25 protein-coding genes are annotated in these 25,736 nt (G+C 72.4%); 14 read left to right on the forward strand and 11 right to left on the reverse strand.

Features of this window, described 5'->3' with window-relative positions; genetic code table 11:
- The first annotated feature begins 910 nt into the window (after positions 1–910).
- On the forward strand, positions 911–2,989 hold the full coding sequence (locus AB0I68_RS17870; protein ID WP_363178250.1) for a tetratricopeptide repeat protein: 2,079 nt from the start codon (positions 911–913) through the stop codon (positions 2,987–2,989).
- Here the strand turns inward: AB0I68_RS17870 and AB0I68_RS17875 are convergent.
- Together AB0I68_RS17875 and AB0I68_RS17880 are read right to left on the reverse strand one after the other, a co-directional pair.
- A complete protein-coding gene (locus AB0I68_RS17875) occupies positions 2,918–3,883 on the reverse strand; it encodes a hypothetical protein (protein WP_363178251.1) in 966 nt (321 codons plus the stop codon). The genes AB0I68_RS17870 and AB0I68_RS17875 overlap by 72 nt on opposite strands.
- 262 nt (positions 3,884–4,145) lie before the next feature.
- Positions 4,146–4,631, reverse strand: a complete 486-nt coding sequence (locus tag AB0I68_RS17880; protein ID WP_363178252.1) for a hypothetical protein — start codon at positions 4,629–4,631, stop codon at positions 4,146–4,148.
- Between the two features lie 58 nt (positions 4,632–4,689).
- On the opposite strand from AB0I68_RS17880, the gene AB0I68_RS17885 reads away from it, so the two are divergent.
- Genes AB0I68_RS17885 through pucD form a run of 3 tightly spaced genes read left to right on the forward strand, consistent with a single transcriptional unit; the run spans position 4,690 to position 8,497 of the window.
- On the forward strand, positions 4,690–5,121 hold the full coding sequence (locus AB0I68_RS17885) for a hypothetical protein (protein WP_363178253.1): 432 nt from the start codon (positions 4,690–4,692) through the stop codon (positions 5,119–5,121).
- Between the two features lie 39 nt (positions 5,122–5,160).
- Positions 5,161–6,063 carry an FAD binding domain-containing protein gene (locus AB0I68_RS17890; RefSeq protein ID WP_363178254.1) on the forward strand — a complete coding sequence of 301 codons (903 nt, stop codon included), beginning with the start codon at positions 5,161–5,163 and terminating at the stop codon, positions 6,061–6,063.
- Between the two features lie 31 nt (positions 6,064–6,094).
- Positions 6,095–8,497, forward strand: coding sequence for a xanthine dehydrogenase subunit D (gene pucD / locus AB0I68_RS17895; RefSeq protein WP_363178255.1), 2,403 nt, complete (start codon positions 6,095–6,097; stop codon positions 8,495–8,497).
- Positions 8,498–8,529: 32 nt separating this feature from the next.
- On the opposite strand, the gene AB0I68_RS17900 is transcribed toward pucD, so the two are convergent.
- Together AB0I68_RS17900 and AB0I68_RS17905 are read right to left on the reverse strand one after the other, a co-directional pair.
- Positions 8,530–9,009 carry a RidA family protein gene (locus tag AB0I68_RS17900; protein ID WP_363178256.1) on the reverse strand — a complete coding sequence of 160 codons (480 nt, stop codon included), beginning with the start codon at positions 9,007–9,009 and terminating at the stop codon, positions 8,530–8,532.
- A gap of 105 nt (positions 9,010–9,114) precedes the next feature.
- The gene (locus tag AB0I68_RS17905) at positions 9,115–10,392 is read right to left on the reverse strand and encodes a M6 family metalloprotease domain-containing protein (protein ID WP_363178257.1); all 1,278 of its coding nucleotides are present in this window, start codon (positions 10,390–10,392) and stop codon (positions 9,115–9,117) included.
- 298 nt (positions 10,393–10,690) lie between these two features.
- Here AB0I68_RS17905 and AB0I68_RS17910 point away from each other — a divergent pair, with 298 nt between their 5' ends.
- The 4 genes from AB0I68_RS17910 (at position 10,691) to AB0I68_RS17925 (ending at position 15,244) form a co-directional block, all read left to right on the forward strand.
- The gene (locus AB0I68_RS17910) at positions 10,691–11,359 is read left to right on the forward strand and encodes a TetR/AcrR family transcriptional regulator (protein WP_363178352.1); all 669 of its coding nucleotides are present in this window, start codon (positions 10,691–10,693) and stop codon (positions 11,357–11,359) included.
- An 85-nt stretch (positions 11,360–11,444) separates the two neighbouring features.
- A complete protein-coding gene (locus AB0I68_RS17915) occupies positions 11,445–12,971 on the forward strand; it encodes an MFS transporter (RefSeq protein ID WP_363178258.1) in 1,527 nt (508 codons plus the stop codon).
- Positions 12,972–13,117: 146 nt separating this feature from the next.
- Complete coding sequence (locus AB0I68_RS17920) at positions 13,118–13,885, forward strand: class III extradiol ring-cleavage dioxygenase (protein ID WP_363178353.1); 768 nt, start codon at positions 13,118–13,120, stop codon at positions 13,883–13,885.
- 381 nt (positions 13,886–14,266) lie between these two features.
- Positions 14,267–15,244 (forward strand): sigma-70 family RNA polymerase sigma factor, encoded by a 978-nt coding sequence (locus tag AB0I68_RS17925; RefSeq protein WP_363178259.1) that lies wholly within the window; start codon positions 14,267–14,269, stop codon positions 15,242–15,244.
- Positions 15,245–15,346: 102 nt separating this feature from the next.
- On the opposite strand, the gene AB0I68_RS17930 is transcribed toward AB0I68_RS17925, so the two are convergent.
- Positions 15,347–16,291 (reverse strand): YafY family protein, encoded by a 945-nt coding sequence (locus AB0I68_RS17930; RefSeq protein WP_363178260.1) that lies wholly within the window; start codon positions 16,289–16,291, stop codon positions 15,347–15,349.
- A 201-nt stretch (positions 16,292–16,492) separates the two neighbouring features.
- Between AB0I68_RS17930 and AB0I68_RS17935 the strand changes: the two genes are divergently transcribed.
- The 3 genes from AB0I68_RS17935 to pfkB all read left to right on the forward strand — a co-directional run bounded on the left by AB0I68_RS17935 (position 16,493) and on the right by pfkB (position 19,761).
- Positions 16,493–17,920 (forward strand): MFS transporter, encoded by a 1,428-nt coding sequence (locus AB0I68_RS17935; protein WP_363178354.1) that lies wholly within the window; start codon positions 16,493–16,495, stop codon positions 17,918–17,920.
- Between the two features lie 138 nt (positions 17,921–18,058).
- Positions 18,059–18,814: a DeoR/GlpR family DNA-binding transcription regulator gene (locus tag AB0I68_RS17940; protein WP_363178261.1), complete on the forward strand. Its 756-nt coding sequence runs from the start codon at positions 18,059–18,061 to the stop codon at positions 18,812–18,814.
- Positions 18,811–19,761: a 1-phosphofructokinase gene (gene pfkB / locus AB0I68_RS17945; protein ID WP_363178262.1), complete on the forward strand. Its 951-nt coding sequence runs from the start codon at positions 18,811–18,813 to the stop codon at positions 19,759–19,761. The genes AB0I68_RS17940 and pfkB overlap by 4 nt, the downstream gene beginning before the upstream one ends.
- Positions 19,762–19,765: 4 nt before the next feature.
- Here the strand turns inward: pfkB and AB0I68_RS17950 are convergent, their stop codons facing one another.
- Positions 19,766–20,548, reverse strand: a complete 783-nt coding sequence (locus AB0I68_RS17950; RefSeq protein WP_363178263.1) for a DUF6227 family protein — start codon at positions 20,546–20,548, stop codon at positions 19,766–19,768.
- Between the two features lie 183 nt (positions 20,549–20,731).
- Here AB0I68_RS17950 and AB0I68_RS17955 point away from each other — a divergent pair, with 183 nt between their 5' ends.
- Positions 20,732–21,382, forward strand: a complete 651-nt coding sequence (locus AB0I68_RS17955) for a vitamin K epoxide reductase family protein (protein WP_363178264.1) — start codon at positions 20,732–20,734, stop codon at positions 21,380–21,382.
- Positions 21,383–21,489: 107 nt separating this feature from the next.
- Here AB0I68_RS17955 and AB0I68_RS17960 read toward each other — a convergent pair whose 3' ends face one another.
- Complete coding sequence (locus AB0I68_RS17960; protein ID WP_363178355.1) at positions 21,490–21,900, reverse strand: rodlin; 411 nt, start codon at positions 21,898–21,900, stop codon at positions 21,490–21,492.
- Between the two features lie 284 nt (positions 21,901–22,184).
- Here AB0I68_RS17960 and AB0I68_RS17965 point away from each other — a divergent pair, with 284 nt between their 5' ends.
- Together AB0I68_RS17965 and AB0I68_RS17970 are read left to right on the forward strand one after the other, a co-directional pair.
- Positions 22,185–22,763: a hypothetical protein gene (locus AB0I68_RS17965; protein WP_363178265.1), complete on the forward strand. Its 579-nt coding sequence runs from the start codon at positions 22,185–22,187 to the stop codon at positions 22,761–22,763.
- Between the two features lie 167 nt (positions 22,764–22,930).
- Complete coding sequence (locus tag AB0I68_RS17970) at positions 22,931–23,170, forward strand: chaplin (protein ID WP_363178267.1); 240 nt, start codon at positions 22,931–22,933, stop codon at positions 23,168–23,170.
- 88 nt (positions 23,171–23,258) lie between these two features.
- On the opposite strand, the gene AB0I68_RS17975 is transcribed toward AB0I68_RS17970, so the two are convergent.
- From AB0I68_RS17975 to AB0I68_RS17990, 4 genes are all read right to left on the reverse strand, one after another.
- Positions 23,259–23,606: a hypothetical protein gene (locus AB0I68_RS17975; RefSeq protein WP_363178268.1), complete on the reverse strand. Its 348-nt coding sequence runs from the start codon at positions 23,604–23,606 to the stop codon at positions 23,259–23,261.
- A gap of 167 nt (positions 23,607–23,773) precedes the next feature.
- Positions 23,774–24,700: a chaplin family protein gene (locus tag AB0I68_RS17980; RefSeq protein WP_363178269.1), complete on the reverse strand. Its 927-nt coding sequence runs from the start codon at positions 24,698–24,700 to the stop codon at positions 23,774–23,776.
- A 120-nt stretch (positions 24,701–24,820) separates the two neighbouring features.
- The gene (locus AB0I68_RS17985) at positions 24,821–25,054 is read right to left on the reverse strand and encodes a chaplin (RefSeq protein WP_363178270.1); all 234 of its coding nucleotides are present in this window, start codon (positions 25,052–25,054) and stop codon (positions 24,821–24,823) included.
- A gap of 218 nt (positions 25,055–25,272) precedes the next feature.
- Complete coding sequence (locus AB0I68_RS17990) at positions 25,273–25,683, reverse strand: rodlin (RefSeq protein ID WP_363178271.1); 411 nt, start codon at positions 25,681–25,683, stop codon at positions 25,273–25,275.
- Positions 25,684–25,736: the final 53 nt, after the last annotated feature.

Raw genomic sequence — 25,736 nt, forward strand, 5'->3', positions numbered from 1 at the left:
GCACGGTCGCGGTTTTCCTTCACGCGATGCTGCTTGCATGCCGGCACGGGCGAGGTAGGCGTCGTAGCTGTTGTGCCGGCTCAGCGAGCATGCTCGGCCACATGCCGACCGGGACTCACGTAGATCGGGCCGTAGGCAATCGGCAGATGGCTGTCATCGAGCGGCGGGGGCTCCCTTCCCAGAAATGGGGCGGTATAGGCAGGCAGGATCCCGGATTGACCGCAGAGTGGCTTAGGGGCTCGCTCCAACCGCTGACCTGCAGCGATGGGCTGAACGTTCCAGGAAAAATTGGCAGACGTTCCGAGGGCCTTCGCGAAGAGCCCTCTGAACTGCGCTTTTAAGTTTTCCCGCAAGCCCCACGAAGGCCGGGGTTTGACGGAAACCCGGGGGCGAAACCCCAGTGGGGTTCACCATCCCGGCGAGTCAAACGCCCTGGTCAGCAGACAGGCGCAGGAGTTGAGGGCGGTATCCTGGCGGACATTCTCCCCAGCACGCGCGCAGTAGCCGACTGACCACCGACAGCCTAGCGGATCGTGCTGCGCGGATGCGCCCCCATAAGCCAACGCGGCTTCGCGAGCTGCGTGGGGCCGCTGACCTGCGACCTGGCCTCTGACGCCGGCTGCGGCACTCCGCGCAGGCAACCGACTGCCTCAGGCCGCGCGGAAGAAGCTCGTCGGCCGGTGTGCGGCCCGCCGCACGGCGGACCGGTTCGGCCGGATCGACCGAACCGGCGTGTCGCACGCCGATACCGTCGCTGACGCGAAGGAGAAGAGTAGCTGTGGATGGCTGCGTCCCGGAGGCTTCGGGGCAGGGGTGGCCAGCCGGGAGTCCGGACGGCGTAGCGGTGGTTATCGGCCATGATCCGGCGGAAGGGGTTCGTCCGGGTGGGGGTGCTGGGAGACTGCGGGCCGTGGACTCGGTGAGCAGCAACATCTCCGGCGGCACCTTCTACGGCCCGGTCATCATGGGCCGGGACTCCCGGGTGGCCCACCATGGCCCCATGGCTGCGCCCGTGCCCCGCATGCTGCCCTTCGGGCCCGACGGGTTCGTCGACCGCGAGGCCCCGCGGGCCCGGCTCGACGAGCTGCTCGCCGGGCGCGACGGCCAGGGCGCGCCGCTGCTGGTGCTGTTGCACGGCACCGTCGGGGTCGGGAAGACCGGGCTGCTCCTGCACTGGGCGCAGCAGCGCAAGGAGGCTTTCCCCGGCGGGGTGTTCTACGCCGACATGAGCCCCCAGGGGGTCGGGGACGCCGCCGACACCACCGCCGTGCTCGAGTCGTTCATCGGGGTGCTCGGCACGCCCCGCGCCGAACTCCCTTCGACCGAGCATGCGTTGGCCGCGCGCTTTCGCAGCCTGACCGCCGGCCTGCCCTCGCTCGTCGTCCTCGACGGGGTCGTCTCCGCGGCCCAGGTGGGCCGGCTGCTGCCCGGCCATCCGGGCAGCATGGTGGTGCTGACCAGCAGGTTCCGGCTCGGCGCGTTCGAGCAGCAGGACCAGGGCGGCGGGCGGCTGCCGGTGCGGCTCGCGGTGCCGGAGCTGGACGAGGAGGCGTGCGCCGAGCTGTTCCGCACCGTCGCGGGGGAGCACGTACCGGCAGGGGAGGCGCTGCGCACGGTACTGCGGGCCTCGGCGGGGCTGCCGTACGTCGTGCGCATCGCCGCGGCCTGCGCCGCCGATCCGGCGTCCGACGGGGTCGAGGGGCTGGCGGCCCGGATCGCACGGGAGAACATCCTGGAGGCGCTCGAGATGCCCCGCCGCCTCTTCGACCTCGCCTACGAGGCCCTCGACCCGCAGGTGCGGCGCGGATTCCGCCTCCTGGGCGTCCACCCCACCCCCGAGTTCGCCGACGCCCTCCTCGACGAGCTGGCGCCCGGGGTACGGGGCCCCCTCTACGCGGCAGGGCTGCTCGAGCGGTCCGGACCCGGGCGCTCCCGGCTGAACGGGGTCCTGCACGGGCACGCCCAGATCCTGGCCGCCGGTCCCGCCTCGGACGACGTCCTGCCGCGTGTCGTCGACTGGTACCTGCACCGGTCGGCGGCCGCCGAGCAGCGGATCTCCGCGCGCTGGCGGGCCGGCTCCCTCTTCGCCGAACCGGGCGCGCTCACCGGCGTGTTCCGGGACAAGGCAGAGGCCCTGGAGGCGCTGGAGCCCGACCGGAACAACCTCGTCGCCATCGCCGAACTGCCCGGGACCGAGCCGGCGCAGCTCTGCCTGCTCGCCGAGGCCGTCCACGGGTTGTTCCTCGACCGCGGCCACCACGCCCTGTGGATCCGCATCGCCCGGCTCGCCGTCGACGCGGCCGGCCGGACCGGCGACGGGCTCCTCCTCGCCCGGATGCACTTCGAGCTGGCCTTCGCCCTCGCCGACCGCGGCTCCGCCGAGGACCTCGACGAGGCGCGCCGGCACTACGACGCGGCCCGCGAGAGCGCCCGCCGCACCGGAGGGCACGCGCGGACCGAGTCCTCCGCCCTGGAGGGGCTCGGCCGGATCGCGGCCGCGCAGGGCGATCCGCAGGCGGCCGCCGAGCTGTACGGGCAGGCCCTGGCGGCCCTCGGCGACCTGGAACACCCGCGCGGACGCGCCCTGTTGGAGTACCACCAGGGCAACGCGGCGAGCGCGGCCGGCCGGCACGAACAGGCCGCCGCGCATCTGGCCGAGGCGCTGCGCGGGTTCCTGGCGCTCGCCGAACCGGACACCGGGAACGCGGCGAAGACCCGGCTGCGCCAGGCCATGGCCCGCCTCGCGGCCGGACGCCCCGAGGAGGCGGCCGAACCGCTCGCGGCGGCCCTGGAGGCGTTCGCCGCGCCGACGCTCAACCGGGCCGACGCCGTGCTCGTACGGGGAGACGTACGCGCGGCCCTCGGCGACCCGGCGGCCGCGCGGGCCGACTGGCAGGAGGCGCTGGAGCTGTACGGGTCACTGCGCAGCATCCGGGCCGAGGAAGCCCGGATCCGCCTCGCCCGCGGTGCGGCTCAGGCGCAGGGCTGAGGCGGCGCCGCCGACCCGGAGGGTGAACTCCGTCTCCGCGTCGAGGCCTTCGCCGAGCAGGGCCAGCAGCGCCGACCCCGCCAGCGCGGGATCCACCCCGGCCGGCACCCCGAACTCCCGCCCGCCCCGCAGCAGCAGCCGCGGCCCGGGCCCGGCCACCAGGGCGCATCCCGGGTTCCGGGCGAACACCGCCACCGGATCGGCCCCGGGCCGCGCCACCAGCACATCGGCGAGGCCGCGCAGCCGCGGATCCGGCTCGGCGGCGTCGGCCACCACGTGCACGTCGGCGCCCAGGTGGGCGGCGGCCCCGCGCTGCGGTTCGGCCGGGTAGCGGCGTACGGCCACCTCCCAGCCGGTGACGCGGGTGTCGACGTAGAGCGCGGGACCCACGGGCGAGCGCGGCGGGGAGGGTTCCGGCACCGCGACGGGCCGCGGCACGCACGGGAACTGCGGCTCGGGGAGGGCGAGATGGCGGTAGCACAGGTGGCGGAGCAGGGCCAGCGAGCGGCCGGGGCGCGAGGTGATGCGGGCCGCCGCCGAGGGGAGGGCGACGGCCTCGGCCAGCTGGGCGGCCAGCGGGCGGACCGGGTCCAGGCGGGGGAGCCGTTCGCCGAGCCAGGCCATGGGGGAGCCGGGGGCGACGGTGTCCGCGCCGAAGGAGGCGAGCAGCCCGGGCAGTCCGCGGGCGGCAGCGTACAGGGACAGGGAGCCGTGGTCGCCGAGGAAGGCGTCCGCGGCGCAGATCGCGGCCTTCCAGGTCTCCCCGGCGGGCGGCGGCAGCATGAGCCCGGCGCGCAGGCAGGGCTCCAGCCAGTTCCTGATCTGCCAGCCGCCGTGGCCGTACCAGGCATTGGGGTGGACGGCGGCCAGGACGCGGTATTCGTCGTACGGCAATTCCGCGAGGGCCCGGCGTACGGCATCGGGAGCGGCACCCAGGACGGAATCCGGGCCCCAGGTGGAGGTGATCAGGAGGAGTTTCTGCCCCGGCCGGATTCCGAGGGCGGCGCGGTATTCCGTACGGAAGGGCGCGGAGGCGTCGAGCTGGTCCGCGCAGGGGTCGCCGGCGACGTGGGCGTACGGGGCGGCCTCGGGGCAGTCGCGGAGCAGGCGGGCGTGCTGTTCCTCGTGCGAGAGGACGATGGCGGACGGGACGACCTCACCGTCGTGGAGCAGCCACTCGGCCGAGAGCCCGAACGCCCCGGCCCCGCCTCCACCCCCGGCCCCGGCCCCGGCCCCGGCCCCGGATTCCGGATTCCGGATTCCGGATTCCGGATTCCGGATTCCTGCTGAGTTTTTTATTGTATCCGGCCCCGTGCGGGGCGCCTATGAGCGGGGCGGATATCTCCTCCAGATCTCCACCGCGGCTCGTGCTCACCGCCAGGTCGAATTCCTGCGCCAGGGCCTTTTCCCAGGGAATGAGGAACAGCCCGTGCGCGGCGGCGTATTCCGCGACCCCGCCGTCCAGCGCCGACGACCCGGTGCACGTGAACACCACCCGCACCCGCGGGTCGCCCTCGAAGACGGCGAGCACGTCGAGCAGCCGCGTCGCCGAGGTGACGTTGTGGATGACGCCGAGGACGGTGCGCCCGGCCGGCACCGTGAGCCACCGGCGGTCCGGCAGCCCCCGCTCCGTCCGCACCATGCCGCTCACTTTCCCGATCCGCCCACGCCGCCGCCAGCCTACGGCTAGCGTGATCGGCATGGATGTTGCGGCACTGGTGACCGCGGGTGCGACGACCATCGTCGGGCTGATGGCGTCGGACGCCTGGACCTATACGAGCGGGCGACTGGCCCGTCTCCTCGGACGGACGGACACGGAGCTCCGCGCCTCCCGCGCCGAGCTGCTCCTGGCCCGCGCCGACGGCGACGAGGCGGCCGCGGAGCAGGTCGAAGAGGGCTGGCGGGAGCGCCTGCGGACGGTCCTGGAGTCCGACCCGGCGGCCGTACGGGAGCTCACGGAGCTGCTGGACGAGGTGAACCCGGACTGGCGCGAGGCCTCGCAGGCCACGGCCGTCCGGAACACGATCAGCGGCGGCACCTTCGAGAGCGGGGTCGTTCTGGGCCGGGATTTCGGCTCCGTCACGATCAACCAGCCCCAGCAGCAGCGCGATGGCCGGGGGAATTCCGGGTAATTCGGTTTGAGGCCGAACACCCTGGTTCATGGGACACCCATGGACTTCCTTCGCCCCGCCGGCTGGGAGGAGGCGCTCGCCGCCAAGGCCGAGCACCCCGCCGCCGTGCCCATCGCCGGTGGCACCGACGTGATGGTCGAGATCAACTTCGACCACCGCCGGCCGGAGTACCTCATGGACCTGAATCGCATCGGGCTCTTGCAGGAATGGGAGATCGGCGAGGACGTCGTACGGCTCGGCGCGTCCGTCCCGTACACGCAGATCATGGAGAACCTCCGTACGGAACTCCCGGGTCTCGCCCTCGCCTCGCACACCGTCGCCTCCCCGCAGATCCGCAACCGCGGCAGCGTCGGCGGCAACCTCGGTACGGCGTCCCCGGCGGGCGATGCGCACCCGGCGCTGCTCGCGGCCGGCGCGCAGGTGGAGGTGGAGTCCGTACGGGGCTCCCGGCTGATCCCGATCGACGCGTTCTTCACCGGGGTCAAGCGCAACGCCCTCGCCCCCGACGAGCTGATCAAGGCCGTCCACGTCGCCCGGGCGGACGGGCCCCAGCAGTTCTCCAAGGTCGGCACCCGCAACGCCATGGTCATCGCCGTCTGCGCCTTCGGCCTGGCCCTGCACCCCGCGACCCGGACCGTCCGTACGGGCATCGGCTCGGCGGCCCCCACGCCGATCCGGGCGAAGACGGCGGAGGAGTTCCTGGCCGCGGCCCTCGACGAGGGCGGCTTCTGGGAGTCCCGCAAGGTCATCCCCCCGTCGATCGCCCGGCAGTTCGGGGATCTCGCGGCCGCGGCCTGCAACCCGATCGACGACGTCCGCGGCACCGCCCGGTACCGCCGGCACGCCGTCGGCGTCCTGGCCCGCCGCCAGCTCCTGTGGACCTGGGAGGAGTACCGGGCCGGCGGAGGCGGCAGCGGCGGCCCGCTGCGGGGAGCCGCGTAACCACGAGCCCATCCCGAAGGGACCCACCTCCATGGCCGACGCATCCCCGATCCGTACCCCCGGCTCCCTCACGCAGCGCCCGCAGCCGACCGCCGGCGCCCGCGGCGGCGTCGGCGAGTCCGTCCTGCGCCCCGACGGCACCCTCAAGGTCACCGGGGAGTTCGCCTACGCCTCCGACCTGTGGCACGAGGACATGCTCTGGGGTCACACCCTGCGCGCCCCGCACGCCCACGCCCTCGTCACCCGCCTCGACGTCACCGAGGCCCTCAAGGTCCCCGGCGTGCACACGGTCATGACCTACGACGACCTGCCCGCCGCCAAACGCTACGGCCTGGAGTTCGTCGACCAGCCTGTCCTGTGCGACGGCCGCGTCCGCTTCCACGGCGAGCCGATCGCCCTCGTCGCCGCCGACCACCCCGAGACGGCCCGCCGCGCCGCCGCCAGGATCGAGGTCGCGTACGAGGTCCTCACGCCCCTCACCGACGAGGCGAGCGCCACCGCCCCCGACGCGGTCCTGCTCCACCCGGACCGCGACGACCGCCATGCGCCCCACACCCCGCACCCCAACATCGTCCACCGCCAGCCGGTCAAGCGCGGCGACGTCGCCGCCGCCCGCGCCCGCGCCGACGTCGTCGTGCGCGCCGAGTACGAGGTCGGCATGCAGGACCAGGCCTTCCTCGGCCCCGAGTCCGGACTCGCCGTACCCGCCGACGACGGCGGCATCGACCTCTACGTCTCCACCCAGTGGCTGCACGTGGACCGCAAGCAGGTCGCCCCCGTCCTCGGCCTGCCCGAGGAGAAGCTCCGCCTCACCCTCTCCGGGGTCGGCGGAGCCTTCGGCGGCCGCGAGGACCTCTCCATGCAGGCCCACGCCTGCCTGCTCGCCCAGCGCACCGGCAAGCCCGTGAAGATCGTCTACAACCGGTTCGAGTCGTTCTTCGGGCACGTCCACCGCCACCCCGCCAAGCTCGCCTACGAGCACGGCGCGACCTTCGGCGGAAAGCTCACCCACGTCACCGCCCGGATCGTCCTCGACGGCGGCGCGTACGCCTCCTCCACGCCCGCCGTCGTCGGCAACGCGGCCTCCCTCGCCCTCGGCCCGTACGACGTGGAGAACGTGGACATCGAGGCGATCGGCCTTTACACCAACAACCCGCCCTGCGGGGCGATGCGCGGCTTCGGTGCCGTCCAGGCCTGTTTCGCGTACGAGTCCCAGATGGACCGCGTCGCCGCCGAACTCGGCATGGACCCGGTCGAGTTCCGCCGGCTCAACGCCATGGAGCAGGGCACCCGCATGCCCACCGGCCAACTCGTCGACGCCCCGGCCCCGATGGCCGAGCTGCTGCGCCGCGTGAAGGCGATGCCGCTGCCGCCCGAGCGGCAGTGGGAGAGCGCCGGCCAGGGCGCCGACATCCGCCACCTGCCCGGCGGCCTGTCCAACACCACGCACGGCGAGCACGTGGTCCGGGGCATCGGCTACGCCGTCGGAATCAAGAACGTCGGCTTCTCCGAGGGCTACGACGACTACTCCACCGCCCGGGTCCGCCTGGAGGCGGTGGGCGGCGAGGCGGTGGCCACCGTCCACACCGCGATGGCCGAGGTCGGCCAGGGCGGGGTCACGGTGCACGCGCAGATCGCCCGCACGGAGCTGGGCGTCGACCGGGTCACCATCCACCCGGCGGACACCCGGGTCGGCAACGCGGGCTCCACCTCCGCGTCCCGCCAGACGTACGTCACCGGCGGCGCGGTGAAACACACCTGCGAGGCCGTACGGGAGAAGGTGCTGGAGATCGGCCGGCGCCGGTTCGGCTCGTACCACCCGGCCTGGGCGCACGCCGAACTCCTCCTGGAGGGCGGCAAGGTGGTCACCGACGGCGGGGAGGTCCTCGCGGACCTCGCCGACCTGCTGGCGGACGAGGCCGTCGAGCTCGAACTGGAGTGGCGCCACCGGCCCACGCAGCCCTTCGACCGGGAGAGCGGCCAAGGCGACGGCCACGTGCAGTACTCCTTCGCCGCGCACCGGGCGGTCGTCGAGGTGGACACCGAGCTCGGCCTGGTGAAGGTGATCGAACTGGCGGTGGCGCAGGACGTCGGCAAGGCCCTCAACCCGCTGTCCGTCATCGGCCAGATCCAGGGAGGCACCACGCAGGGCCTCGGCCTCGCGGTGATGGAGGAGATCGTCGTCGACCCGGTGACCGCCCGGGTCCGCAACCCCTCCTTCACGGACTACCTGATCCCGACCGTCCTGGACACCCCGGGCATCCCGGTCGATCTGCTGGAACTCGCCGACGGGCACGCCCCGTACGGGCTGCGCGGCGTCGGCGAGGCCCCGACGCTGTCGCCGACCCCGGCGATCGTCTCGGCGATCCGCGCGGCCACCGGCCGCCCCCTGAACCGGGTCCCGGTCCGCCCGGAGCACATCACCGGGTGCTGAGGGGACGGGCGGTCGGGCAGCCGGGCAGCGCCTCAGACGCCCATCGGGGTGTGCAGCTCCACGGTGACCTCGACCTCGACGGGCGCGTCCAGCGGCAGCACCGCCACGCCCACCGCGCTGCGGACGTGGATGCCGGCGTCGCCGAAGGCGGTGCCGAACAGCTCGCTGGCCCCGTTGACCACCCCCGGCTGGCCGGTGAACCGCGGATCGCTGGCCACGTAGCCGACCACCTTGACCACGCGTTTGACGGCGGACAGGTCACCGGCGACCGAGGCGATCGCGGCGAGCGCGTTCAGCGCGCACTGCCGGGCCAGTCCCGTGGCCTGCTCCGCACTGACCTCGGCGCCGACCTTGCCGGTCAGCGGGAGGGCGCCGTCGACCATCGGGAGCTGGCCGGAGGTGTACACGTAGTGCCCGTTGACCACGGCGGGCACGTACGCGCCCAGCGGGGCGAGGGTCTCCGGGAGGGTGAGCCCGGCGGCGGTGAGCCGCTCTTCGGGGGTGCCGGTCATCCTGTGTCTCCTTGGTCTCGGGTCCGCGTGGACCGGGATCGGGGCCGGGGCCGGGGCCAGGGTCGGGACCGGGGCCGTGCCGGGGCCGGTCGGGCCGTGCGTCCCTCAGGGGCGGGTGATCCGGACCTGGAAGCTGCCGTTGCGCAGCTCGCCCACCACCGAGACGCTGACGCCCGCCTTGTCGTCGGTGAAGGTCTCGCCCGGCCGGAACGGCGCGTCCGAGAGCTCCCCGTGCACGTTGGGCCGCCGGGTGCAGCCGCCGCTGCCGCTCGCGCTGTCGGAGACGGTGACGGGCCCGCGCCCGGTGTCCACCCGGGAGTCCACCTTGTAGATCAGTACGCCGGGCTTGCAGACGGCCTCGTCGTTCCCGGTCTGGGTGCGCACCTCCACCGCGTACCCGGCGCTCTCCGACAGCGGTACGAAGGCCAGCTTGGTGCCGCCCTCCACGCCGAGCGGGGTCAGGGTGTGGTCGCTGACGCCGGATTTCGAGGCGCAGCTGATCTGTGAGCCGTCCAGCCAGCCCAGCTTCCACTTGTGCCAGCCCAGCAGGTCGTTGTTGGAGCCCCAGTCCTCGCTCATGATGTCCCAGTGCCCGACCGCGCCCCCGCCGTCGGAGGTGTACAGGTCGGGCAGCCCGAAGACGTGCCCGTTCTCGTGGGGGAGCACCCGGTAGCCGGTCTCCCGGTAGGAGCCCGAGCCGTCGTCCTGGCGGCTGTAGACGAAGGACGTGTTGGCGAGCGGCACGCCGTCGGCCATCGGGGCGTCGCCGTTGCCGGAGAAGGTCACCGAGAGCACGGTGTCCAGGGCGGACGGGCCTGCGTTCGGCGTGACCAGGATGTTGACCAGGTCGTAGCGGCTGAAGTCCACCTCGGAGTCGGCGGCCTTCGCGATGTGCTCGACGAGCTGCCGGTAGCCCGGCTCGTACGCGGATCCGCGCCCGATCCCGTACGCGGCGAAGGGCATCGGCATCCGCAGCCAGGTCCGTATCGGCGCCTCGGCGCGGTAGCGGAGGCGGCCGTAGGAGCTGGTGCGGAACCAGTCGGAGGTCTGGGGAAAGAACTCCGCGAGCCGGTCCAGCGCGGCGCCCTCGCCCTTGGCGTCCGGGAAGTCGATCATCAGGTTCAGTGCCCGGACCTCGCCGGTCGAGCGGGAGTACCCGGGCGGGGTCGGCAGGCCCTCGGACATCTGCACGCCCATCGCGCCGGTGATCCGGCAGGGTGCCAGCGCGGACTCGGCGCTCGTGGCCACGGGCCCGGCCGCGGAGTGGCTGCGGTCGGCTATCCCGGTGCTCGCGGTGGCCGTGACACCGAGGGCCAGCACGGTGAGGCCGATGTAGGCGCCGGCACGGCGGGGTGTGCGTATCCGGTGGCGGGTCTGCGGCATGGAGATCGCCTTCGGGTCCGCGGCAGCCGGCCGGGCCCGGACTGCGCTCTGTGCGATCACCCTCCGTCGGCTGCGACGCGCCCGCGCGCCGGGTGCGTCCGAACGGGAAGCGTGGTGTGACTCGGGTCACGCGGGAGAGTGAAATAACCGGGGATGCAATCCCCGTTTGCACGGGAGTCCCGCAAAGCGGGGGCCGGCTCCCCGTTTGAGGGGGCGGGTACGAGTCCCAGGCCCAGGGAGCCCTCGCATGAAGCGCCCCACCACCCTCGCGGTGGCCGCGTCCGCCCCGGCGCCGGCCGTGGACCCGGCCGTGGAGACGTCTGCCGCGGAACCGGTTCCCACACGGGTCCCGCGTCCGCGCGCGGACGCCGTCCGCAACCGCGAGCGGATCCTGGTGGCGGCGCGCGAGGTGCTCGTGGAGCTGGGCTCCGGCGCACCGTTCGACGAGGTCGCCCGCCGGGCGGGCATCGGCAACGCCACGCTCTACCGGCACTTCCCCGACCGGGCCGCGCTGGTCCACCACGTCGTGCTCTTCGTGATGGACCGGGTCACGGCCCAGGCCGAGGACTCGCTCGCCGAAGAGCCCGACGCCTTCGCCGCGCTGTGCCGGTTCACGCACGCCGCTGCGGACGAGCGGATCGGTGCCCTGTGTCCCATGCTCGCCGGGGACTTCGACAGCGAACACCCCGAACTCATCGCGGCCCGCGAGGCCTTGGCGGAAGCCGTCGAGGCCCTGGTGGCCGCCGGCCAGCAGGCCGGGCTGATCCGCACGGACATCGGCGTCGGCGACCTGATGGTCGCCCTCTCCCAGCTCAGCCGGCCCCTGCCGGGCATCACCTGCCTCGACGTGGACGGGTTCGTCCACCGCCATCTCCAGCTGTTCCTGGACGGGTTGCGGGCCCCGGCCCGCTCCGAGCTGCCGGGCTCGGCGGCCACCCTCGAGGACCTGAGGCAGAAAACCATGTGACGCCCCGGGTCGCGCCCGTTAGCGTCGTAAACCCCGCTAAAACGCAATCTTCTTAGTCATTCCGCACAGTGAAGTGGGTATCCCCATGCCAAAAACAGCCGCCGGCCTCGCACCGGCTGCCGATCCCAGCCGCTGGAAGGCACTCGTCTTCATAGCCCTGGCGCAGCTGATGGTCGTCCTCGACGCGACGATCGTGAACATCGCCCTCCCGTCCGCCCAGACCGACCTCGGCATCTCCGACGGCAACCGCCAGTGGGTCATCACCGCGTACGCGCTGGCCTTCGGCGGGCTGCTCCTCTTCGGCGGCCGCATCGCCGACAAGTGGGGCCGCAAGAACGCCTTCATCACCGGTCTGACCGGCTTCGCCCTGGCCTCCGCGCTCGGCGGCGCCGCCACCGGTGAGGCGATGATGCTGGGTGCCCGCGCCCTTCAGGGTGCCTTCGGCGCACTGCTGGCGCCGGCCGCCCTGTCCCTGCTGGCCGTCATGTTCACGGACGCCAAGGAGCGCGCCAAGGCGTTCGGCATCTACGGCGCGATCGCCGGTGGCGGCGGCGCCGTCGGCCTGATCCTCGGCGGATTCCTCACCGAGTACCTCAACTGGCGCTGGACCTTCTTCGTCAACATCCCGTTCGCGATCGTCGCGGCCGCGGGTGCCTGGCTGGTCGTCCGCGAGCCCGTCGGCGGCCGCAACCGCGCCCCGCTCGACATCCCCGGCGTGGCCCTGTCCACGCTCGGTCTCGTCGCGCTGGTCTACGGCTTCACCCGCGCCGCGTCCGCGGGCTGGTCGGACACGGTGACCGTGGCCATGTTCATCGGCTCGGCGGTGCTGCTCACGGCCTTCGTGTTCGTCGAGTCCCGCGTGAGGTCCCCGCTGCTGCCGCTGCGCGTCCTGCTGGAGCGCAACCGCGGCGGTGTCTACCTCTCCCTGGGCCTGGCCGTCATCGCGATGTTCGGCCTGTTCCTCTTCCTCACGTACTACCTCCAGGTCGTGAAGGGCTTCTCGCCGGTCAAGACCGGCTTCGCCTTCCTGCCGATGATCGCGGGCATGATCACGGGCTCCACGCAGATCGGCGCCCGCCTGATGACCCGGGTCGCGCCCCGGCTGCTGATGGGCCCGGGCTTCCTGCTCGCCGCCACCGGCATGCTGATGCTGACCCAGCTCGAGGTCGGGTCCTCGTACCCGGCGCTGATCCTGCCGGCGCAGCTGATGCTCGGCCTGGGCATGGGCACGGCGTTCATGCCGGCCATGTCGCTGGCCACGCACGGGGTGAACCCGGCCGACGCCGGTGTCGCCTCCGCCATGGTCAACACCTCGCAGCAGGTGGGCGGCGCGATCGGCACCGCCCTGCTGAACACGATCGCCGCCTCGGCGACCACCGCGTACCTGACCGACCACGCGGCCGCGGCGGGCGGCCCGGCGGCGAAGCTGATCCAGGCCCAGGCGATGGTGGAGGGCTACTCCACCGCCATCTGGTGGGCGGTCGGCATCCTCGTCGCCAGCGCGACCATCGCCCTGACGCTGATCAACACGGGCCGTCCGGGCGCCGGCGGCCCGGTCGCCTCCGGCGACGGCGCAGGCGCCGAGGTGAAGGTCCCGGTGATCGCCCACTGACGCGGCTCGGGGAACCCCGGGAATGACTGCCGACCCCGTGTCGTTCGAATTTGAACGACACGGGGTCAGTCTTGTGCCAGCCCCGTGCTGACGACGAGGAGTGCCCCGTGACCACCACCCCGACCCCCGCCCGGAACCCGGCCCGCATGCCGGCGCTCTACCTGAGCCACGGTGCCCCGCCCCTCGCCGACGACCCGGTCTGGCCGGGGGAACTGGCCGCCTGGTCCGCCGCACTGCCCCGCCCCCGCGCGATCCTGATGGTCTCCGCGCACTGGGAGGAGGCCCCGCTCGCCCTCGGCGCCACGGAGCGGGTTCCCCTCGTCCACGACTTCTGGGGCTTCCCGGAGCACTACTACCGCGTCCGCTACGACGCCCCGGGCGCCCCCGCGCTCGCCGCCTCGGTGCGGGCACTCCTGCAGGCCCCCGGCACCCCCGTCCAGGACATCCCGGACCGCGGCCTCGACCACGGCGCGTACGTCCCGCTCGTGGAGATGTTCCCGGAGGCCGACGTACCGGTCCTGCAGATCTCCATGCCGACGCTGGACCCGCGCCGCCTGATGGACATCGGCCGCAAGCTCGCGCCCCTGCGCGACGAGGGCGTCCTGATCGTCGGCAGCGGCTTCTTCACCCACAACCTGGCCGCGCTGCGCCACACCGGCCCCGGGGTGCCGTCCTGGTCGGCGGAGTTCGATGCGTGGGGCCGCGAGGCGCTGGCCGCGTCCGACGTCGACGCGCTGCTGGACTTCGAGGCCAAGTCCCCGGCGGGCCGCCTGGCCCACCCCCGTACGGAGCACTTCGCCCCGCTCTTCGTCACCCTCGGCGCCGCGGACGCCTCAGGCGACCTCGCCCGCCGCTCCGACGTGGTCGACGGCTTCTGGATGGGCCTTTCGAAGCGTTCGGTCCAGTTCGGCTAGGAATGGGTCGCTTGTCCGGGCAACCGGAAGCGGGCCAGGGCCGTCTTCAGAGTCGGAGTGCAGCCACGGCGCGTGTCGCGGAGTGTGACGGCGGTCTCACGGACGCGATGGCCGGACGGGTCGGCGAGGTCTTCCGGGCCGGCCTCGAGGGCGGGCCTGACCTGCACCTCTTCGAGTTCTGACGGCATCCCGCCCCCTCCGGGGCGGGGGGTGGCGGGGCAGGATACTGCAAGATCTCGAAAAAGAGGGACCGGCGTGGGAATTCTGTCCCGATTCCAGTCGTTGTTTCCTTCGGAAGCGGGCACTCGGGAGAGTGTCCAGGGACGCGGAGCCGCGTTCCAGCAGCCGCACCGCGACCTAACTCATTGCAAGGGAGCACGCATGGCAACCCGCGCCGTCGCCCGTCGTCAGTCCAGGGGCAGCGCCCGCGCTGTGGGCGGGGAGATCGCCGACCGCGACCTGGTGGGCATGTACCTGGACGAGATCGCGCGTACCCCGCTGCTCGACGCGGCCAAGGAAGTGGAGCTCTCGCAGATCATCGAGGCGGGCGTGTACGCCCGACAGATCCTCGACGGCGAGACGGAGCGCGAGGGCGAGTCCCCGGCGCGCGAGGAGCTGGAAGCGCTGGCCGCCGAGGGAGAGCGCGCCAAGGAGATCTTCATCCGCTCCAACCTCCGCCTCGTCGTGGCCGTCGCGCGCCGCTACCCGCGCAGCGGCCTGCCCCTGCTCGACCTGATCCAGGAGGGCAACGCGGGCCTGGTGCGCGCCGTCGAGAAGTTCGACTACGCCAAGGGCTTCAAGTTCTCCACGTACGCCACGTGGTGGATCCGCCAGGCCATCACCCGCTCCATCGCCGACCAGTCCCGCACCATCCGCCTCCCCGTCCACCTGGTCGAGGAGCTCGGCCGGATCCGCCGCATCCAGCGGGAGTTCAACCGGGAGAACGGCCGGGAGCCGGACCACGCGGAGATCGCCGCCGAGCTGGACTCGACGGAGAAGCGCGTGGGCGACGTACTGGACTGGGCGCGCGACCCGGTCAGCCTGAACATGTCCGTGGACGACGAGGGCGAGACGCAGTTCGGCGACCTCCTCGAGGACACCTCCGCGATCTCCCCGGAGCAGTCCGTCCTGTCGCTCCTGCGCAGCGAGGAGCTGGAGGACCTGCTGGGCAAGCTGGACCAGCGCACCGCGTCGATCATCAAGATGCGGTACGGCATCGACGACGGCCGCGAGCGGACCCTGACGGAGGTCGGCAAGCAGCACGGCCTGACGCGCGAGCGGATCCGCCAGATCGAGAAGCACGCCCTCCTCGAACTGAAGCGCATGGCCCGCGACACGGGCTTCGACGCAGTGGCCTGACGCGGCCCGCAGCGAAGCCCCCTTGAACGAGCCCCCGGCGTCTATCCCCCCAGGCGCCGGGGGCTCCCTTCCGCCCCGCGGGGTCCGGGGCGAAGCCCCGGGCTACGGCGCCGCCGCCGAGGCCAGACGCGCGGCCAGCGCAAGGGCCGCGGCGGCCAGGGAGTCCGGGGTGCGGACCGTGAAGGGGATGCCGGTCAGGGCCAGTCGGGCCACCAGCCACTCCGGGGAGTCCCCGCTGGAGAACCGGACCCGGCAGCCCCCGCCCAAGGGCTCGGCATCGGCCCGCAGCCACCCCGGCAACGCCTCCACCGGGCCCGCGAACGACACCTCCACCGCGTAGGTCTCCCCACCCCGCAGCCCGCGCCGTACGAACTCCGCCGCCTCCATCGGCATCTCCCGCGGAGCGAACCGCGCACCCGTCGCGAACGGCTCCGCCACCCGGTCCACCCGGAACGTCCGCCAGTCCTCCCGGTCCAGGTCGTACGCCACCAGGTACCACCGGCTCCCCGTGCTCACCAGCCGGTACGGCTCCACCAGCCGCCGCGAGTCCACCCCGTCCCGCGCCCGGTACGCGAACCGCAGCCGCTCCGGCCTCGCCACCGCCGACGCCATCGTCGTCAGCGTCCGCGGATCCACGCTGGCCCCGTCCCCGCGAGTCACCGCGATCGTGGCCGACTGCAGCGCGCCCACCCGGTGCCGCAGCCGCCCCGGCAGGACCTGTTCCAGCTTCGCGAGGGCCCGTACGGATGCCTCCTCCACCCCCTCGATCGCATGCCCGGCAGCCGCCCGCAGCCCCACCGCGATCGCCACCGCCTCCTCGTCGTCCAGCAGCAGCGGCGGCATCGCGGCCCCCGCCACCAGCCGGTACCCGCCCTCCGCGCCCAGCGTGGCTTCCACCGGGTACCCGAGCTCCCGCAGCCGTTCGATGTCGCGCCGGATCGTCCTCGAGCTCACCCGCAGCCGCTGCGCCAGCTCGCTCCCGGGCCATTCGCGCGGGGTCTGGAGCAGGGAGAGCAGGGTGAGCAGCCGTGCCGGGGTGTCCGTCATGCCATCCAGGTTGCCAGTGAAATAGGACACCAACTGACCTACATGCCGTCTAGGTTTCTCTTCATGAGCACCGAGACGTCCAAGAGATCGCCCGAGAGAGAGAACGGGCCCGTACAAGAAGAGCGGAACGACACCGTCCACGACGAAGCAGCATCGAGCTCGCCCGCCGACCGCCGCCGCTGGCTGGCGCTCGCCATCGTGATGACCGCGGCCTTCATGGACCTGGTCGACGTCACGATCGTCAACATCGCGATACCGCGCATGCGCGAGGACTTCGGCGCCTCCACCAGCGCGATCCAGTGGATCACCGCCGGCTACGCGCTCGCCTTCGCCGCCGGCCTGATCACGGGCGGCCGTCTCGGTGACGTCTACGGCCGCAAGCGCCTCTTCCTCATCGGCATCGCCGGCTTCACCGCCGCCTCGCTGCTCTGCGGCACCGCCGCCAACCCCGACATGCTCGTCGCCTCCCGCATCCTCCAGGGCGGCATGGCGGCCCTGATGGTCCCGCAGGTGCTGGCGATCATCCACGTGACCTTCCCGCCCCACGAGCGCGGCAAGGTCTTCGGCATGTTCGGCGCGGTCGTCGGCCTCGGCGCCGTCTCCGGCCCGATGCTCGGCGCCCTGCTCACCGAGTCGAACATCCTCGGTCTCGAATGGCGCCCGATCTTCCTGATCAACCTGCCCGTCGGCATCGCCGGCATCCTCCTGGGCCGGAAGTTCATCATCGAGTCCAAGGCCCCCAAGACCCTGCGCCTGGACCTGGTCGGCGTGGTGCTGGCCACCCTCGCCCTGGTCATGCTGATCTTCCCGCTCACCCACGGCCGGGAGAACGACTGGCCGCTGTGGGGCTTCGTCTGCATGGCCGCCGCACCGTTCGTCTTCGCCGCCTTCATCGCGTACGAGAAGTACAAGATCCGCAAGGACGGCTCCCCGCTGGTCGAGCTCTCCCTCTTCAAGGTCAAGAGCTTCGCGGGCGGTATCGCCGTCCAGCTGACCTTCGGCATCGCGACCGGCATCTTCTTCCTGGTCTGGACCCTGTACATGCAGATGGGCCTCGGCTGGAGCGCCCTGCGGGCCGGCACCACCGGCATCCCGTTCTCGCTGGCCGTCTCGGCCGCCGCGGGCCTCTCCGTCCAGAAGCTCGTACCGCGCTTCGGCCGCAAGGTGCTCCAGGCGGGCGCGCTCACCATGGCCGCGGGCCTCCTCCTCTACATCTGGGAGGCGCAGCGCTACGGCATGGAGATCGCCTCGTGGCAGATGGCCGCGCCGCTGATCGTCATGGGCACCGGCATGGGGCTGATCGTCGCCCCGCTCAACGACACCGTGCTGTCCGAGGTGCCGCGCGAGCACGCCGGCTCGGCGTCCGGCCTGATCAACACCACCGGCCAGATGGGCAACGCGCTGGGCCTCGGCCTCACCTCCGTGGTCTTCTTCGGGCTCATCGACGACGACAGGGTCATCGGTGCGCCGTACGTCGAGGCCTTCCACAGCGCACTGTGGTGGATCGTGGCCGTGATGGTCGTGATCTTCGGGGTGATGTTCGTGCTGCCGCGCAAGTCGGTCCCGATGGAGCAGCGCGAGGGCGGTACGCAGGCCGCGCCCGCGCCGGAGGCGGTCCCCGCCGGGTAGCCGTCCCTTGCAGCTCCCCGCGACGGTCATGTCCGCTTCTGTTGGCGGACATGCCCGTTTGCTTTGGTTTGCTAGGAAACGGGCGTACGGTGGGGGGCGTAATCCCAGAGCTGGGCACCGAACGGACGCGAACCCCACATGTATGCAGCGGAGCGCCAACAGGAGATCCTCCGCCTCGCCCGAGAGGCGGGCCGCATCGACGTCCTCTCCCTCGCCGACCGCTTCCAGGTCACCGCCGAGACCGTACGCCGCGACCTCAAGACCCTGGACCGGGCCGGCCTGGTCCGCCGCGTGCACGGCGGGGCCATCCCGGCCGGCCGCCTCGACTTCGAACCGGACCCGGGCGCGCGACTCACGGGCGCCGACGAGAACGACCGCATCGCCGCCGCCGCCCTCGCCGAACTCCCCGAAGGCGGCAGCATCGTCCTCGATGCGGGCGCCGCCGTCGCCCGCCTCGCCGCCGCCGTCCCCGTCGACATCGCCCTCACCGTGGTCACGCACGCGCTGCCCGTCGCCGCCCGGCTCGCCGACCACGCCGGCATCGACCTCCACTTCGTCGGCGGCCGCGTCCGCCGCCGCACGCTGGCCGCCGTCGACGCGTGGGCGCTGCGCGCCTACGCCGAGATCCGCGCCGACGTCGCCTTCCTCGCCACGAACGGCTTCTCGGCGCAGGGCCTGACCACCCCCGATCTCGCGGAAGCCGCCGTCAAGCGGGCCGCGATGGCAGCAGCCCGCCGGGTGGTGCTGCTCGCCGACTCCTCGAAAGCGGGCCAGGAGCACTTCGCGCGCTTCGGCTCCTTCACGGACGTGGACCTCCTCATCACCGACCAGGGGCTCGCCCCTGCCCAGCAGTCGGCCATCGAGGCCGCCGGTACGGAAGTCGTGCTCGTATGATCCTCACCGTCACCCCGAACCCCTCCCTCGACCGGACGTACGAGGTGCCCTCGCTGGACCGCGGCGCCGTGCTGCGCGCCACCCGCGACCGCGTCGACCCCGGGGGCAAGGGGGTCAACGTCTCCCGCGCGGTGGCCGCGGCGAGAGTCCTCACGACGGCGGTCCTCCCGCTCGGCGGCGCCCCCGGCGCACTGATCGCCGAACTGCTGGGCGCGCAGGGCGTGGACGTCACCGCGGTGACGGTCGCCGGACAGACCCGCTCGAACGTCACGCTGGTCGAACCGGACGGCACCGTCACCAAGATCAACGCGCCCGGCCCCGAACTCACCGCGGAGGAATCCGCCCTCCTGCTGGAGACCGTCCGTACCACGGCCGACGCCCCGGCCTGGATCGCGGCCTGCGGCAGCCTCCCGCGCGGCCTGCCGCCCGAGTGGTACGCCGACCTGGTCGCCCGCGCCCGCGAGGCCGGCGCCAAGGTCGCACTGGACACCTCGGGCACGGCGCTGACCGCCGCGCTGGCGGCCCGCCCGGACCTGATCAAGCCCAACGCCTCGGAGCTCGCCCAGGCGGTCGGCCGCCCCCTGGTCACCCTGGGCGAGGTCGCCCGGGCGGCCCAGGAGCTCCGCTCCCGGGGCGCGGGCGCGGTGCTGGCCTCGCTCGGCGCGGACGGCCAACTCCTGGTGAGCGCCGAGGGCACCTTCCACGGCACGGCCCCCGTGGCCGTCGTCCGCAGCGACATCGGGGCGGGCGACGCCTCCCTGGCCGGCTTCCTGATCGCGGGCGGGACCGGCCCGGAGGCCCTCGTCTCGGCGCTGGCCCACGGTGCGGCCGCGGTCCAGCTCTCCGGCAGCGCCATGCCGGTCCCCGCGGACCTGCGCCCCGAGGCGGTCCACGTCACCGAGAACCCGCCCCTGGACCTCCCCCTGTCCGCCCCCGCCGCACCCTAGGGCCTCATCTCACCCGCGCGCGGAGCTCCAGCGCTCCGCGCGCGGCCGCCTCGCTCTCGTACACCTCGCACATGTGCCGCCCGTCCGGCGTCGCCGTGTGCTCGACCTCCCACAGGCTGACCTCGCTCCCGTCCAGCAGCACGAACGAGTGCTCGTACAGGCTGAATCCGGCGCCCCGCCCGTCCGCCCTGCACTGCCGGGTGCCGAACGCCTGGGTGATCTGGTGCGCGTACGCCGATCTCAGCAGCAGCGCGGTCCGCTCGCCGGGCCGGTCCGGGTTCTCCGCGCGCCGCAGCACCCGGCGGGCATGGTCGGCGGAATCCTCCACCGCGTGCTCCCGGTGCCGCTGCGCGGGGGCCCCGGCCGCGAACAGCGCGCCCAGCACCGCCACATCGGTGTCCGGCTCCTCCTCGGCAGCGGCGAGCGCAGGGTCCAGCGCGGGGTCGAACGAGGCCTCCGCGGGGGCGTCGCCGGACAGCCGGGCCACGGCCAGGTAGGTCTCCGCCTTGCTCACGAAGACCTCGTGCCGGATCGTCCGGTCGCCCTCCAGTCGGTACGCCAGCTCCCACAGGACCGCCGAACCGCCGTCGGACAGCAGGTACGTGTGCCGGTGGGTCTCCCGCCACAGTCCCGCTGCCGGGCTGTGGTGGGTGGTGTACAGGGAAGAGCTGTGGGCGAGCGCCGTACCGAGGCGCTCGACCAACCGGTCCGGCAGGTCGAAGGAGTTGAGGGCGCGGCCCAGGAGTCGCTCGAGGTGCGCCTCGGTTGTCTCGTACGGATCGCTCAAGGGGGGTCTCCAGGCCGTCGCAGCTAGTGACTTCGCGGAAGCTCAACGTAGCCCCTGGCTCTGACATCGCGTCCGGGGTTCGGTAAAACGTCCGGGAAGTATCAGGGGTTCCCGCCATCCCTTCAGGTCAACTTGCGTAGGGATGAGCATGATTCGCCCCGGTCTGTGCCGGAGCGCGGGAACATGGGCCGTATGGCAACGAAAACAGTGGGCCTTCCCCGCCAGCAGGGGCGGCCCCGCAGTCGACACGAGGACGAACCGGCCGACACCCCGCGGGCGCCGGCATGGCTGCTGGTGCTCACCGGAGCCGCCGGGGTGCTGGCCTCCTGGGTGATCACCCTCGACAAGTTCCTCCTGCTGGAGGACCCGGACTTCAAGCCCGCCTGCAGCCTGAACCCCGTGGTCTCCTGCGGCAGCGTCATGAAGAGCGACCAGGCGGCGGCGTTCGGCTTCCCCAACCCCCTGCTGGGGCTGGTCGCGTACGGGGCCGTCGTGTGCGTCGGCGCGGGCCTGCTGGCCGGCGCCCGCTACCGCGGCTGGTTCTGGCTGGGACTCAACGCCGGCACCCTCTTCGGAGTCGGCTTCTGCAGCTGGCTGATGGTCCAGTCCCTGTACGAGATCAACGCGCTCTGCCTGTGGTGCTGTCTGGCCTGGGTGGCCACCCTGCTGATGTTCTGGGCGGTCACCGCCCACAACGTCCGCACCGGCGCGCTGCCCGCGCCCGCTGCGGTGCAGGGCTTCTTCACCGAGTTCGGCTGGGCCCCGCCCGCCCTGCACATCGGCGTGATCGGGATGCTGATCCTCACCCGCTGGTGGGAGTTCTGGACCGGGTGACGGCCCGGCGCGCGCGAGGGCCCCGGCAGCTGGAGGCTGCCGGGGCCCTCGTCACATCGCTTCACGGGCGGGGCGGGCCCGGACCGCGGAAGGAAGGGGAGCGGAGATCAGCTGCCGACGGAGCCGTTGCCCGACAGGACCGGGATGTCGTCCACGATGTGCGAGAGAGCCTCGTCGCCCTTGGCCTGGGTGGAGTTCTCGGTGCACTGCTGGTTCTGCGGGTTCGACAGGACGTTGATGTCCTGGAGGTTGATCGGGGCGGCGCCGAGCAGCCCCTGGATGTTGCCCTTCACCGGCAGGCCGATGCAGGGCTTGTTGAGCGTGCCCTGAACCAGGCTGAGCTGCGGGCTCATGGCGCCTTCGGTCTTCTGGTTGCCGTAGATCTGCGAAGCGCCGTTGCCGTTGACGGTGTTGATCCCGTTGTCGTTGCCGATGGCCATGGCCGGGGCCGCAACAGCAGCGCCCGCGCCGACGGCGGCGGCGGTGACGGCGGCAGCAGTCATGATCTTCTTGAACATCATTGGTCCTTTTGTCGCACGAGTGCCCGCTAGTGGAGCGTCCTGGTCAACTGCCCTGCCGGGGGGTTGGTTCCGCGGCTTCACTCAAACGGCCGCTCGGACCAAGGTTTTTCGCCGCCCCGGGTGAGCCTTCTGCGGACGCGTGCGCGAAGCCCGCACGCAGCCCGCACGGTCGATCGGGACCCTTCACGCTCCGGTTGCGCTCCGTGCAGGGCCTTCGCACGGTGGGCAAGGGAGCGGATCGCTTCGGGTCCGCCTCTGTGCGACCACCGTAAGGAACCCCTATGCACCGCACGAAGCCGTTCCGCATCCGCGTCCTCGTCCCGTCGGCCCTCGCCGTCGTCATACTTTCCGGCGCGGCCGCCCCCGCGGGCGCCGCGGACGGTGACACGGCCGCCGCCGCCAGGAAAAGGGTGGCGGCCGCCCAGCAGCAGATCGACCGACGTGTGGCGGCGGCCGGCCCGCTCGACGACCTCCTCGCGGGGATCGGCGCGACCCTGGACGGACTCACCAAGTACCTCCAGACCCTGCTGCCCGGGGTGACACTCCCGCCGATCAAGCTGCCGACGCTGCCGAGCCTGCCGGCGATCCCGACGCTGCCGATCGAGATCCCCGCGACCCCTTCGATCCCCACCATCCCCGAGATCCCCACCATCCCCGAGATCCCGGAAATTCCGGAGATCCCCGATATCCCCGATATCCCCGATATCCCTGACATCCCCGTCTCCAAGCCCGCAGCCCCTGTCTCCAAGCCGGCCGCCCCCGTCTCCAAGCCTGCGGTCCCGGCCCGGCCGGCACCGGTACCGGCCAACCCGGTCCTGACGCCGGTGGAGATCGTTCCGGAGGGCCCCGGTCTTCCGTAGCGGGGAGGCAGGGTGACACGGGACGGCCGGAAAGCCGCGCGTGATGACGACCATTGAGCTGAACAGGTCTGATTGCGCGCGAGGCCGTGTCGTCCGGGAGGCTGGACCGTTTCGCTCGGTGTGAGCCCCGCATCGGGGCAGAACATCGAACAGAAGGTGCACATCCCATGAACTCTGCCAAGAAGGCCGCCCTGGTCCTGGCCTCCGCCGGTCTCGTTGCGGCCGGTGCCGCCGGCTCCGCCATGGCCGACGCGTCGGCCGAGGGTGCGGCCGTGGGCTCCCCCGGTGTCCTCTCGGGCAACCTGGCCCAGTTCCCGGTCCACGTCCCGGTCAACATCTGCGGCAACACCGCCAACGGGCCCGCTGCGCTGAACCCCTCGTTCGGCAACGTCTGCGTCAACAACTGACGTCAGCCGGCACACCTGACTGTGGGCGCCACCGGCCTTGCCGGTGGCGCCCACAGCGGTTTGTGCCGGGGCGGGTGACTCGACCGGCTCAGTGCGCCCCGCCGTTGAGCTGGACGCCGCCGAGGAGCGGGGACGCCTGCGTGACCCCGTTCGCCATGCCGAGCACCTCGCCCGGCGCATTGTTGCGGATCGTGTTGACGCGCTGTGCGGTGTCCACGACCTTGGTGACGGTCTCGCCCTGCTCGGCCACTCCGTTGCTCAGGGTCTGCGGGAGCGACTCGGTGACCGGGGCGAGCGAGTTGAAGGCCTCGGTGGCCCCGCCCGTCAGGCTCATGGGGGGCATCGCGGCCGGGGCTTCGGCGGCGAAGGCGGGAGCGGACGCGCCGAGCGCGGCAACGGAGCCGGCGATGACCGCGGCGACCTTCGTGAGCTTCATTATCGAAATCCTCTTCTTTCATGGACAAGGGCGTCAGCGGCGACCGTCGCGCCGCTTTCGCCCTGGGTAACGATTCCCCGCCGCTCCGGAAACGCGTACGGCAACGGCCGGAGAATCCGACAAGGGATTCTCCGGCCGATATTTCTTCTGATTACCGGTATTGCCGGTCAGGCGATACGGGACCTGCGGTACAGAATGGCGCCGCCCAGGACCAGCGCCGAGGCGAGGGCCGCCGCGGCGCCGAGCTGACCCGCGCCGGTCTCGGCGAGCGTCGGCGCCGACACCTGTGCGGGGGCAGGCGCCTCCTTGGCGACCGGGGCCGGGAGGGGCACCGGGGCGGGGACCGGGGCCGGCGCGGGCTGCGGCAGCGCGGGCGTCTGCGCCACGGGAGCCTCGGGGACCGGAACGGGCTTCGAGGCCGGATGGGGGACGGGCTTCGGAGCCGGGTGCTCCGCCTCCGGCTTCGGCTTCGGATGGGGCCGAGGCTGCGGCCGCTCGGGCGCCGGGGGAGTGTGGTGGGCCGCCGGGGCCGGGAGGGCGTGCGGGTGTTCGTCGCACTCCTCCTCGTCCGAGCCGCCCTGCCCGCGTGGTCCGCCGTGGCTCCGGTCGCCCTGCTCGTCCGAGCTTCCGTAGCCGCCCTCGTCGCGGGACTCCTCGTACCGGGGTGCCGCGTGACGCGGTGCCTGGCGGCGGGACTCCTCGTGGCGGGGCTCCTCGCGACGCTGCTCCGGCAGCGCGTGCCGGCCGCCCTGGCGCTCTTCGAGGTAGTGCTCGAAGGCCTCGGCGTGCTCGGGGCTGAGGTAGCGGTCGTGGTCGGCGTGGTGGGCGTCCGAACCGGACGTGGTGGCGCACTTGTTCCCGAACGAGGGGTTGAGCGCCCCTCCGCCGTCCACGCTGTTGCCGCACACGTTCGGCGAGAGGGTGATCGGTACCGAGACGCTGTTGCCGGACAGCACACCCGGCGAATGCGAGGCCTCGGCCATCGCCCCCGAGTGCGCGTAGGCCGCGCCGGTCGCGATCGACAGCAGGCTCGAGGCGGCAGCCGCCGTCAGCACTCCCTTGCCCAGTACCTGTCGGCTCAGTACCTGTCGCATGGGTCCTTCCCTGTCTACCGGCACTCCCGCCGGTGCTGAATCGAAGGCGGCCTCGGAGTGCACCGCCGTGCACTCCGAGGCCACCCCCGAGGAGGTTTGCCCTTGCGGGCAGGCGCTTCGTCAGGCGTTGATGCAGGTGTTGCCGAACGCGGGGCTCAGGAGGGCGGACACGTTGACGGTGTTGCCGCAGACGTTGACCGGGACGTGGACCGGGAACTGGGCCAGGTTGCCGGACAGAACGCCGGGGGAGCCGATGGCCTGGCCGTCGGCGGCCGCGTCGGCCATGGCGGGCGAGGCGGCACCGGCGGCCATCAGAACGCCGGCGGCCAGCACCACTGCCTTCTTGTACGTCATTTGTTTCGATCCTTCCCGCAGGGGCGTGTCCACTGCAGAAATAACAACGAGTGGGTCCGGAAAAAGAAACCGCAGATTTTCGCGGGCGGCTCCGCAATTCACCCCAACGTACGCCTCCCGGAATTCTCGGCGGATTTACGCGGTATTCGCGGAGCCGACAAGCGGCGAGGCCGCCGCGACCCGAACGGGTGCGACGGCCTCGCTGACACCGGGTGCGATCAGCTGCCGGCGGAGCCGTTGCCCGACAGGATCGGGATGTTGTCCAGGATGTGCGAGAGGGCCTCGTCGCCCTTGGCCTGGGTGGAGTTCTCGGTGCACTGCTGGTTCTGCGGGTTCGACAGGACGTTGATGTCCTGGAGGTTGATCGGGGAGGCGCCGAGCAGCCCCTGGAGGTTGGCCTTCGCGGGCAGTGCGATGCAGGGCTTGTTGAAGGAGCCCTGGATGAGCGCCATCTGGGGGCTCATGGTGCCGTAGGTGGCCTGGTTGCCGTAGATCTGCGAGGCGCCGTTGCCGTTGACGGTGTTGACGCCATTGTCGTTCCCGACGGCCATCGCCTGCGGGGCCATGGCGGCACCGATGCCCACGACCGAGGCTGCAGCAGCCGCAGTGGCCATCATCTTCTTGATCATTATCGTCCCTTTTTTGCTGGATTGCCCGGTAGTGGAGCACCCGGATCAACGGC

Origin of the sequence: Streptomyces sp. NPDC050448, assembly GCF_040655295.1 — a bacterium.
Lineage (GTDB): Bacteria > Actinomycetota > Actinomycetes > Streptomycetales > Streptomycetaceae > Streptomyces.

Excerpts from the sequence above, each read along its gene's own strand:
- pucD (WP_363178255.1), top strand. The coding sequence starts at position 6,095 with ATGGCCGACGCATCCCCGATCCGTACCCCCGGCTCCCTCACGCAGCGC.
- AB0I68_RS17965 (WP_363178265.1), top strand. The coding sequence starts at position 22,185 with ATGCACCGCACGAAGCCGTTCCGCATCCGCGTCCTCGTCCCGTCGGCC.
- AB0I68_RS17975 (WP_363178268.1), bottom strand. The coding sequence starts at position 23,606 with ATGAAGCTCACGAAGGTCGCCGCGGTCATCGCCGGCTCCGTTGCCGCG.
- AB0I68_RS17880 (WP_363178252.1), bottom strand. The coding sequence starts at position 4,631 with ATGGTGCGGACGGAGCGGGGGCTGCCGGACCGCCGGTGGCTCACGGTG.
- AB0I68_RS17915 (WP_363178258.1), top strand. The coding sequence starts at position 11,445 with ATGCCAAAAACAGCCGCCGGCCTCGCACCGGCTGCCGATCCCAGCCGC.
- AB0I68_RS17920 (WP_363178353.1), top strand. The coding sequence starts at position 13,118 with ATGCCGGCGCTCTACCTGAGCCACGGTGCCCCGCCCCTCGCCGACGAC.
- AB0I68_RS17885 (WP_363178253.1), top strand. The coding sequence starts at position 4,690 with ATGGATGTTGCGGCACTGGTGACCGCGGGTGCGACGACCATCGTCGGG.
- AB0I68_RS17970 (WP_363178267.1), top strand. The coding sequence starts at position 22,931 with ATGAACTCTGCCAAGAAGGCCGCCCTGGTCCTGGCCTCCGCCGGTCTC.
- AB0I68_RS17900 (WP_363178256.1), bottom strand. The coding sequence starts at position 9,009 with ATGACCGGCACCCCCGAAGAGCGGCTCACCGCCGCCGGGCTCACCCTC.
- AB0I68_RS17925 (WP_363178259.1), top strand. The coding sequence starts at position 14,267 with ATGGCAACCCGCGCCGTCGCCCGTCGTCAGTCCAGGGGCAGCGCCCGC.
- AB0I68_RS17905 (WP_363178257.1), bottom strand. The coding sequence starts at position 10,392 with ATGCCGCAGACCCGCCACCGGATACGCACACCCCGCCGTGCCGGCGCC.
- AB0I68_RS17955 (WP_363178264.1), top strand. The coding sequence starts at position 20,732 with ATGGGCCGTATGGCAACGAAAACAGTGGGCCTTCCCCGCCAGCAGGGG.
- AB0I68_RS17980 (WP_363178269.1), bottom strand. The coding sequence starts at position 24,700 with ATGCGACAGGTACTGAGCCGACAGGTACTGGGCAAGGGAGTGCTGACG.
- AB0I68_RS17940 (WP_363178261.1), top strand. The coding sequence starts at position 18,059 with ATGTATGCAGCGGAGCGCCAACAGGAGATCCTCCGCCTCGCCCGAGAG.
- AB0I68_RS17985 (WP_363178270.1), bottom strand. The coding sequence starts at position 25,054 with ATGACGTACAAGAAGGCAGTGGTGCTGGCCGCCGGCGTTCTGATGGCC.
- AB0I68_RS17930 (WP_363178260.1), bottom strand. The coding sequence starts at position 16,291 with ATGACGGACACCCCGGCACGGCTGCTCACCCTGCTCTCCCTGCTCCAG.
- AB0I68_RS17890 (WP_363178254.1), top strand. The coding sequence starts at position 5,161 with ATGGACTTCCTTCGCCCCGCCGGCTGGGAGGAGGCGCTCGCCGCCAAG.
- AB0I68_RS17935 (WP_363178354.1), top strand. The coding sequence starts at position 16,493 with ATGACCGCGGCCTTCATGGACCTGGTCGACGTCACGATCGTCAACATC.
- pfkB (WP_363178262.1), top strand. The coding sequence starts at position 18,811 with ATGATCCTCACCGTCACCCCGAACCCCTCCCTCGACCGGACGTACGAG.
- AB0I68_RS17990 (WP_363178271.1), bottom strand. The coding sequence starts at position 25,683 with ATGATCAAGAAGATGATGGCCACTGCGGCTGCTGCAGCCTCGGTCGTG.
- AB0I68_RS17960 (WP_363178355.1), bottom strand. The coding sequence starts at position 21,900 with ATGTTCAAGAAGATCATGACTGCTGCCGCCGTCACCGCCGCCGCCGTC.